Origin of the sequence: Allobacillus sp. SKP2-8, assembly GCF_007559355.1 — a bacterium.
Classification (GTDB): domain Bacteria; phylum Bacillota; class Bacilli; order Bacillales; family Alkalibacillaceae; genus Allobacillus; species Allobacillus halotolerans.
Map to the genome: position 1 here is coordinate 1 of NZ_VMHF01000033.1, position 8891 is coordinate 8891.

General features: G+C 40.5%; 8 protein-coding genes. 6 read left to right on the forward strand and 2 right to left on the reverse strand.

Annotated features, from left to right (window positions below; translation table 11 throughout):
• The first annotated feature begins 99 nt into the window (after window positions 1–99).
• The 5 genes from FPQ10_RS12630 to FPQ10_RS12650 all read left to right on the forward strand — a co-directional run bounded on the left by FPQ10_RS12630 (window position 100) and on the right by FPQ10_RS12650 (window position 5466).
• Window positions 100–2172 (forward strand): TRAP transporter permease, encoded by a 2073-nt coding sequence (locus FPQ10_RS12630; RefSeq protein WP_144163856.1) that lies wholly within the window; start codon window positions 100–102, stop codon window positions 2170–2172.
• Between the two features lie 96 nt (window positions 2173–2268).
• Entirely contained in the window at window positions 2269–2700 is a 432-nt protein-coding gene (locus tag FPQ10_RS12635) for an RDD family protein (RefSeq protein ID WP_144163857.1), read from the forward strand.
• Between the two features lie 97 nt (window positions 2701–2797).
• A complete protein-coding gene (locus FPQ10_RS12640; RefSeq protein ID WP_144163858.1) occupies window positions 2798–3532 on the forward strand; it encodes an SDR family NAD(P)-dependent oxidoreductase in 735 nt (244 codons plus the stop codon).
• Window positions 3533–3641: 109 nt separating this feature from the next.
• Complete coding sequence (gene cwlD / locus FPQ10_RS12645; protein ID WP_144163859.1) at window positions 3642–4361, forward strand: N-acetylmuramoyl-L-alanine amidase CwlD; 720 nt, start codon at window positions 3642–3644, stop codon at window positions 4359–4361.
• Between the two features lie 67 nt (window positions 4362–4428).
• Window positions 4429–5466, forward strand: a complete 1038-nt coding sequence (locus FPQ10_RS12650; protein ID WP_144163860.1) for an Mrp/NBP35 family ATP-binding protein — start codon at window positions 4429–4431, stop codon at window positions 5464–5466.
• Window positions 5467–5520: 54 nt separating this feature from the next.
• Here the strand turns inward: FPQ10_RS12650 and gerD are convergent, their stop codons facing one another.
• A complete protein-coding gene (gene gerD / locus FPQ10_RS12655) occupies window positions 5521–6183 on the reverse strand; it encodes a spore germination lipoprotein GerD (RefSeq protein ID WP_144163861.1) in 663 nt (220 codons plus the stop codon).
• A 143-nt stretch (window positions 6184–6326) separates the two neighbouring features.
• Between gerD and FPQ10_RS12660 the strand changes: the two genes are divergently transcribed.
• A complete protein-coding gene (locus tag FPQ10_RS12660) occupies window positions 6327–7013 on the forward strand; it encodes a KinB-signaling pathway activation protein (protein ID WP_255439982.1) in 687 nt (228 codons plus the stop codon).
• 74 nt (window positions 7014–7087) lie between these two features.
• Here the strand turns inward: FPQ10_RS12660 and FPQ10_RS12665 are convergent, their stop codons facing one another.
• Window positions 7088–7849: a polysaccharide deacetylase family protein gene (locus FPQ10_RS12665; protein WP_186278688.1), complete on the reverse strand. Its 762-nt coding sequence runs from the start codon at window positions 7847–7849 to the stop codon at window positions 7088–7090.
• Between the last annotated feature and the right edge of the window lie 1042 nt (window positions 7850–8891).

Here is an 8891-nt window from a genome sequence, read left to right on the forward strand (position 1 = left end):
TCTGTTTTTAAAAATGCAATTCAAAACATTGGAGAAGTCTTTGTATTTTTAAAAAGAGCAATTATGAAATTGATTCAGTTATAAAATTAATTTACGGAAATAAAGTTAGTTTTTGTTTTAAACCTGACATTAGGTTTGGTGCTTGTGTTTTTAATCTTTCCGCCTAAAAAAGGTTTAAATCAAAAGACGGTTCCTTGGTATGATGCATTATTGGCAATCATGTCGTTTGGTGTTGGGATGTATATCATTCAAAACCAAACATCTTCATCGATCATTTCTGGTCGCCCAACTGATTTTGATTTGGCAATAGGGCTTGCTTTGATTATTTTAGTGTTAGAAGCGACAAGACGTGTTGTAGGAAAGCCACTTGTCATTATCGCCTTAATTTTCATTGGGTATTTCTTCCTTGGGGAGTATATGCCGGGTCAATTCTTTCATGATCGTGGTGACTTTGAGCGTTTCGTTTACGAAATTTCCTATCGTAATAACGGAATCTTTGGAACTCCAATATATGCATCGGCTCAATTTGTGTTCATTTTTATCTTATTTGGAGCTATTTTGGAGTCAACGGGTGCGGGCCAGATGTTCATCAATTTAGCGATCCGGGCATTCGGTCGCTTTAAAGGTGGACCGGCAAAGGCTTCCGTATTGGCAAGTGGAATGATGGGAAGTATTTCGGGAAGTTCGACTGCGAATGCGGTGACGACTGGTACATTTACCATCCCACTTATGAAAAAAGTAGGATTCAAGCCACATGTATCAGGTGGGATCGAGGTTGCAGCTTCATCCAGTGGACAGTTTTTACCACCGATTATGGGTGCGGCAGCCTTCATTATGGTTGAATTTACGGGAATCCCGTATTATCAAATCATTCAGAGTGCCATTATCCCTGCCTTGTTGGCTTATGTAGGAATTCTCTTTATGGTTCATTTCGAAGCTTCGAAAAACGGTATTCAAGGGATACCGAAAGCAGAGTTGCCGAAAGGCCGTAAGTTATTACTGCAACAAGGTTATCTTTTATTCCCGATTTTCGTTTTGCTTTACTATTTGGTTGTTGAGCGGATTTCGGTTAATAACTCTGCATTCTTCTCGATCGTCGTTTTACTGGCAATGGCATTCTTTGCGCATCGTTTCAAAGAAAGTTTAGGGCGTTCGTTATTGTATGCAGCTGGATTAATTGCCATTGTCTATGGCTTCCAGTTTATTGTCGGTACGCTGAATAATGGTTTATATCAATTGAATGGATTATTCGGTACGGATGTATTCGGAACAGAAACGGTTCGTTGGAAACCGGAAATGACGATGCTAGTCATTCTTGGCTTGGTCGTTGCATTAGCCTTTGCGGTCGTTCAACGAAAATCCAACTTAGGTGTGACGCCATTTCGATATGGCTGGAGAAATGTTGTTGAAGGTTTCGAAACGGCTTCTCGAAATGCGCTGTCCATTATCGTTGCCTGTGCGACAGCAGGAATTTTAATCGGTGTTATTACGACGTCCGGTTTATCAACGAAGTTTACGCGAATTGTTGTCGGTTTCTCAGAGACATTGACGAATATGTTGCCAGCTTTCATGGTGACGGATAATACACAGCTTTACTTCACATTAGTTTTAACCGTTTTCGCCTGCTTGCTTTTAGGTCTAGGATTGCCGACTACAGCAACATATGTCGTGCTAGCAGCGATTGTCGCGCCGATCTTGACAGATATGGGTGTTCACGTATTAATCGCACATTTATTCGTTCTTTATTACGGGGTGTTGGCAGATGATACGCCTCCGATCAACTTGCCGGCTTATGCCACAGCAGGAATTGCGAATGCCGGACCGGTTCGAACGGGTGTGCAAGGGTTTAAATTTGACTCAGCTGCACTATTGCTGCCGTTTGTCTTTACGTTAAATCCAACCATTTTATTTTTGACAGATGCATCCTGGTATGAAGTCATTTGGGCAATTATTACAGCGACGATTGGTATGATTGCATTTGCTTCATTTATTCAAAATTGGCTCATTCACAAGTATGTATGGTATGAACGAACGATTGCCTTGCTGTCAGCTTTATTATTCATTCAGAATAACTGGATTACGGATGTTGCCGGTATTGTTCTCCTGGCTGTATTGCTCATTTTGCAAGTCATCAAGAAAAAATATCATCAGCATAAAGAACAAACCGTATAATATTGAAATGGCTTAACAACCTCTGGAGTGAATTCAGAGGTTGTTTTTTATATAATGGGGTGCAGACAGATCGCTATGTACGAAGGAGGCTACTGGATGATTGAAAATAAGCCGGCTGGATTTTGGATACGGTTTTTGGCCATTTTTATTGATAGCCTATTTGTTTCACTCCTCACCTGGTTGGTTGCCGCTTTGATTACAGGAGAAGTGGAACAATTACAGCAAACACAGCAGCAAACTGAAACCAATGCAGAAGAACTATCCAGCTCTATTTACAGTGTATTCTTTATTATTCTTTTCACAGCTTCACGCTTCAAAGGTTCGCCGGGTAAAATGATCTGTAAAATTCAGGTGACCAATGAAGATGGCTCGACCATTAGTATTTTGAAATCGCTCGGTCGCTACTTTGCTTATATCCTCTCCGCATTGATTTTAATGATCGGATTCATGATGGCGGGATGGACGGAAAGAAAAAGGGCCCTTCATGATTATATTTGCCAAACTGTTGTGACCTACCGCGATCAGTAACTTCCAAATCGGGTAATGATGTAGTGAATGAATACTTTTGGTGATTCAGCAAAAATTAGAAAGTATCTGTTCACTGAAATCGATGAGGAGGATGCTTATGCGATTAGATGGTCAAGTGGCAATCATTACAGGAGGCGTCAGTGGTATTGGCGAAGCAACAGCAAAATTGTTCGTTGAAAAAGGAGCAAATGTCGTTATTGCAGATGTCAATGACCCGAAAGGTGAAGAACTCGCTGAGGAACTAGGAGATCGTGCGTCATACATTTACACGGACGTTACCGAAGAAGAGGAAGTTAAACGGCTGATCGATCAAACGGTTGAGAAATTTGGGAAGCTCGATGTTCTCTTTAACAATGCTGGTGTTGGACCTGTGATGGATACGACTGAGATGAATGATGACCAATGGAACCGGGTGATTGAAGTGAATTTGAATGGCGTTTTTTACGGAACAAAGCATGCCGTCAATCATTTTAGAGAAAAAGGAAGCGGCGTCATTGTGAATACAGCTTCCATGCTCGGCCACGTCGGTCAATCCCAAACGGCGGCCTACTCGGCATCTAAAGCTGGTGTCGTTAATCTCACCCGTGCAACTGCCTTGGAATATGCCAAAGATAATATTCGAGTGAATGCTGTATGTCCGGGATATGTGAAAACACCGCTGATGGAGCAGTTAGAAGAGGAAGATATTGAGGAATTGGCTCAAGTTACACCACTCGGACGCTTGGGAAGACCTGAAGAGGTTGCGAAGGCTGTATTGTTCTTGGCGACAGATGACTCAAGCTTTATAACAGGTACTAGTTTAGTTGTAGATGGTGGTTATACAGCGAAATAGATGACTCGGACAAATCCGTAAGTGTATTTAGCACTTACGGTTTTTTCATGCAAAGCGAATCATATTCCCCCTCCCTTGTCCATAAAATAGCAAGAGGGGAGGGGAGCTCTTGAAAAAGCTATGGTTCATTTTGTTATGGTTGGTCGGACTTTTGTTACTCATTTATCTGGTTCGCTATCCAATCCCATCATTCTTTTCACCTACGAATGTTACGATGCCGCTTGCGAATAAAGTAATTGTCATCGATCCGGGGCACGGTGGGCCGGATGGCGGGGCGGACCACGATTCAGTTTATGAAGAAACCATCGCATTGGAAACATCTTTGTTATTGCGTGATTATTTACAACAAGCGGGTGCATTGGTTTATATGACACGCGAGAAGGATGTAGATCTCGCAGCTAAGGGCACAAGAGGGCATTCAAACCGAAAATCAGAAGATATTCGAAATCGAGTGAAGTTTATACAAGAAAAGGATCCTGATTTGTTTATTAGTGTTCATCTCAATTCGATTGCGAGTTCTCAGTGGTCGGGGGCACAGTCGTTTTATTATCCGGACGATGAGGGGAAGAGCGAGTCGTTGGCAAAAGCCGTTCAAAAGCGCCTGCGTGAAGAAACAAACGGGACACGTGTCGCACTAGGATTAGAACAGATTTATTTATTGAAGCATGCAGATGTAACAGGAGCTTTAGTAGAACTGGGCTTTTTATCGAATCCAGATGAAAGACGACTACTGACGCAAGAGGACTATCAGAAGCGGCTGGCTACATCGATTGCTGAAGGAATTGTCGAATTTCTCATGGAAGAAGATGTAGATAGCGGTGCCTCTTAGTTAAGAAAACACACTACTTTATGTTATACTAACCTTGCACGACTTTTTGAAAGGGAAGGTGTAACATTTGGTAACAGAAGAGCGAGTAAGAGAAATATTAAACCCGGTCAAAGACCCACATATACATAAAACCTTTGAAGAAACGGGTGCGATAGAAAGTATTAAGATTAAAGAAGAAAAAAATCACGTCAGTGTCAAGATTGCCCTAGCCAACCCGAATTCTGGTGAACAGCTTCAGCTGCAGCAGGAAATTGTCGGTATGTTAAAAGAAGAGGGTGCTGCTACTGTCGGTTTGCGTTTCACTGAATTACCAGAGGAATATAAACAAGCTGCTGACCAAGAGAGTGAAGCGAATCTTATCGGTCAAAAAGGAACAAAGTTCATCTCTGTCGCTAGTGGTAAAGGTGGTGTCGGTAAATCGACGGTTACCGTTAACTTGGCGATTGCATTGGCGCGACTTGGTAAGAAAGTCGGTATCGTCGATGCGGATATCTATGGCTTTAGCGTGCCAGATATGATGGGGATTGAAAATCGCCCACAAGTGCGAGGGGAAAAAATCATTCCTGTTGAGCGCTTTGGTGTACAAGTTATTTCCATGGGCTTTTTTGTAGAAGATAACTCCCCGATCATTTGGAGAGGACCTATGCTTGGAAAAATGCTGACAAGCTTCTTTAAAGAAGTGGAGTGGGGCGACCTAGACTTCCTTCTATTGGACTTACCACCTGGTACAGGGGATATCGCATTAGATGTCCAATCTTTATTACCATCCTCCAAACAGTTAATCGTTACAACGCCACATCCTACAGCTGCTTTCGTCGCAGCTCGTGCGGGACAAATGGCTTTAAAAAATGAGCATGAGATCTTAGGTGTCATTGAGAACATGGCTTATTTCGAAAGTGCATTAACTGGCCAGAAAGAATATGTATTTGGTGAAGGTGGTGGAGATAAGCTTGCAGAAGTACTCGATACAGATGTACTTGGCCGTCTCCCGTTACAACAACCATATGATGATGAAGATATTTTTGCGCCTGGAATTTATCAAGAAGATCACCCGACAGGAAAGATCTTTTTGTCTATTGCCAATCAAATGATTAAGCGCGCATAATCAGAAGAGCTGTCACAACAGATAACTTTGTGACAGCTCTTTTTTAAGTTTTAATTAACCTCCGCCACCAGCACTGCTATCACTTCCGCCACCTGATTCTCCACCGCTTCCACTTCCGCCGCCTTGTTGTTCTTGACCTTGGCCTCCGCCTTGGCCGCCTTCAGATTGTTGCGCTTTCTCAGCTGCTTTCAATAAAGTCTCTGTCATTTTTGCTTTAAAGAGTGGACTTTCCAATGTCTCTTGTATGGTTTTTTCCAAATGAGCTTTAAAGGCCTGGCTGGATAAAGCTTGAACAATCGTTTCCTGCATCTTTGACTCTTGAAAGATCTTGATTAACTGTTCTTTATATGTGGAATCACTGAGTAAACCGGTCATTAGTTCCTTCATGCTATCTTCTGTCGCTTTCGTATAAGCTTGAACAAAAGAAGGGTCTTCGAATAATTTCGTCCAATACTCTTTCGATTTCTCACTCTGTAATGTTTGCTCAATCGTATCCTTGACGACTTGTGCATTGAGAATTAATTCATTTTTCATGTCTTCTTCGGTCAGTAGGTCTTTTACTGCTTTTTTTCCGTCGTCTGTTTTCAGGATATCAACAACCATTTTTTTCGTCGTTTCATAATCTGTATTTTGGGAGGACTGATCACTTTGGGTGCAGGCAGTCAATACAATGAATAAGCCTAATATCATAAACCCCGTAAGTTTTTTAAACGTCATGGTTTTTGCTCCCTCTGAAGATAGTTTCCTTTTTATCTTGATGAAGTTGTGAAAAAATATACATATTAAGGTCAGGCAAAAAATGTCGGTTCGTGGTAAAATACAATGGATAAATGATGTGTATAATGTTGGAGGGAAAGCAAGTGACGATTCGCAATTGGTTAAAATTTTCAAGTGTCGCCTTATTGCTAGGCTTTTTAGGAGCTGTCATCACAAGTTTCTTTGTAAGAGCAGACGCTTATCTGGAATATATGAACCCGTTAGATTTTTGGGAACTGACAGGAACGTTTTTGTGGTTTTCTGTATTAGGACTCCTTTACAGTGTCATTAGCCAAATGGGTTTCTTTGCCTATTTGACCGTGCACCAGTTCGGAAGAGGTTTTTTCGGTTATTTTTGGAAACACGCACAAATCGTGATTATTGCGATTGTATTGTTCGATCTTGTTTACTTACGTTACACAAGAGTAGATGAGCCGGGAAGTATATTTCCATACATAGTTGTCGCGGGCGTGTTATTCATCTATTCACTCGCGGTCGCCTACGTTAAAAAAGAGGAGACCCATCCGCGAGCGTTTTTACCGGCAGTATTCTTCATGACTGTGGTGACTGCACTCGAATGGATTCCGGGATTGCGTACGAATGATCCAGATACGATGATGATCATGATTGTCCCATTGGTCGCATGTAACACATACCAATTACTGCGATTGCACCATATTGTCGGTTACACGAATGAAAAGGGTGAAGAAGTTGGCATGCCGAATAAGGCTGATGATGTACAAAAAAGAAGGCCAACGAATGCGAAGAAGAAAAACAAGAAAAGCAAATAAATACAAAAGTCCCCAAGTAAATCGCTTGGGGACTTTTTGAATGAGCATTGCTTTAATAGTTTGTTCCGTTTTTGTTAATTGATTGGCTCGAGGTCGATTTGAGCAGGTGAAAGAAGCTCGGTCACTGTGACAAATTGAAATTCCTCGGCTTCTTTTTGTTCAATGATTTGTTCCACGACTTCTGGTGCCTTCTTTAAATCATCCCGGATTGGCATAACAATAATATCGCCACTACTCGTTCCGCTGGCTATTTGTTTGCTGATGGTTTCCGCATGCTGCTTCTTATTCACATCTGCGTATACGCTCCAAAAAACAGTTCGGTAACCTAGCTTATGAATTTGTTCCGTCACTAACTCGGAATATTTGTTTTCAGGTACACGTACATACTGAAGCGGTTCATAGTCAAGATTTTTTAAAACAGTTTCGCCCCGCTCGATATCTTCCTTGATATAATCCAGCGAACGACCTTCATAAGACTTGTCCGAAAAACCGAGCAAACCAATCTCGTGATTTTCTTCAACAATCCACTCAGCTAATTCTTCATTGCGAAGAGCCCATTCTCCGTTCACGAAAAACGTGGCTTTGACTTGTTTTTCATCTAATACATTCATGACATCGACAATGATATCGTCTCCCCACGGTACATTAAATGTCAAAGCGATTTCTTTCTCTTCCTTCAAACTTTTCGTAATCGCACCCTCATTCACAGTCTGGTCCTGAGTGGCATTTTCGAATATGTAATCGTTGGATAGTTGAATGGTAATTGCAAACAATAAAAGTAATGAAAGCACGGCAACCCACTTTTTCCAGCTTGTCCAATTGAATGTGTAAAACATAGATCCCATTCCTTCTTTGAATTCTATTAATTACGTTGGGACGTTCGTAAAACGCATACTCTGAAATAAAAGAGGAGTAGGTGGAAGAACACGAACGTCTATACCGCAATTTATTCAACAACCGTTCATTGGAAAATGTAAAAAAACACCTTCTTTTAAGCGGAAATTCTCTTTATAAATATCTATATGAATGTTTGCATATTTTTAGAATGGTTATATTACATAAAGCAGGAAGAAGAATAGAGATAATCACTTTAAAATATATAGAAATGGGTGAACATCCTTGTTAGGTCTATTGATTAATGAAAAAGAACAAAAAGAGCTCGAATACTTACTAAAGAAAGAAATGGACGAACTACTCTTTGAAGTCACATGTGATGATTTCAATGCGGAAATAAAGAATTCCATTAAAAAAAGATATATTACGCTATTCAATGTTTATAAAAGATTTGCAAACCAAAATGAATTAGTTAATTACACCCCAAGAAAGAACTTCCCCCACGTTAAGTAACTTAAGTTGTAATGACGATAGGATAGTAAGAGAAAAGAATTTAAAGTTGATCCGAGACACCTCCCGTCTTAAGAAAGTAAGTGAGAAAGGGAGGTGTGAATAATGTAAACAGACCTTTCTGTGAAGCTGAAGTACTCATCGAACTAAGAATCCACCATTGAAACCCATCCGAAAAACTGTAGTATTAGAATGGTAAGTGGGTCGGACAGATGTAACACTGCAAAGACAAAAAAGCACAAGTTTAGTCAAAAAAATAATTTTATATTTTAGTATTGATTCGTCTAAATAGATATGATATATTTATTAGCGTTGTCAGGAGATACAACGGTTTGACTCTTTTTAAAAAAGAATTCAATAAAGTTGTTGACAACATTTTGGAGCTATGATAAATTAAGTCTTGTCGCAAAAAACGACACACATTTCGAACCTTGAAAACTAAACAAAATAGCCTGATGTCAATTCGGTTTCTTTCTTATTGATTGGGAAAGAAACAAACGAAATTTTTTAAGCCAATCAAACACTTTATTGGAG

What these genes read in the sequence shown, in the direction of transcription:
- FPQ10_RS12635 (WP_144163857.1), top strand. Translation starts at nt 2,269, where the DNA reads ATGATTGAAAATAAGCCGGCTGGATTTTGGATACGGTTTTTGGCCATT.
- FPQ10_RS12640 (WP_144163858.1), top strand. Translation starts at nt 2,798, where the DNA reads ATGCGATTAGATGGTCAAGTGGCAATCATTACAGGAGGCGTCAGTGGT.
- gerD (WP_144163861.1), bottom strand. Translation starts at nt 6,183, where the DNA reads ATGACGTTTAAAAAACTTACGGGGTTTATGATATTAGGCTTATTCATT.
- FPQ10_RS12665 (WP_186278688.1), bottom strand. Translation starts at nt 7,849, where the DNA reads ATGTTTTACACATTCAATTGGACAAGCTGGAAAAAGTGGGTTGCCGTG.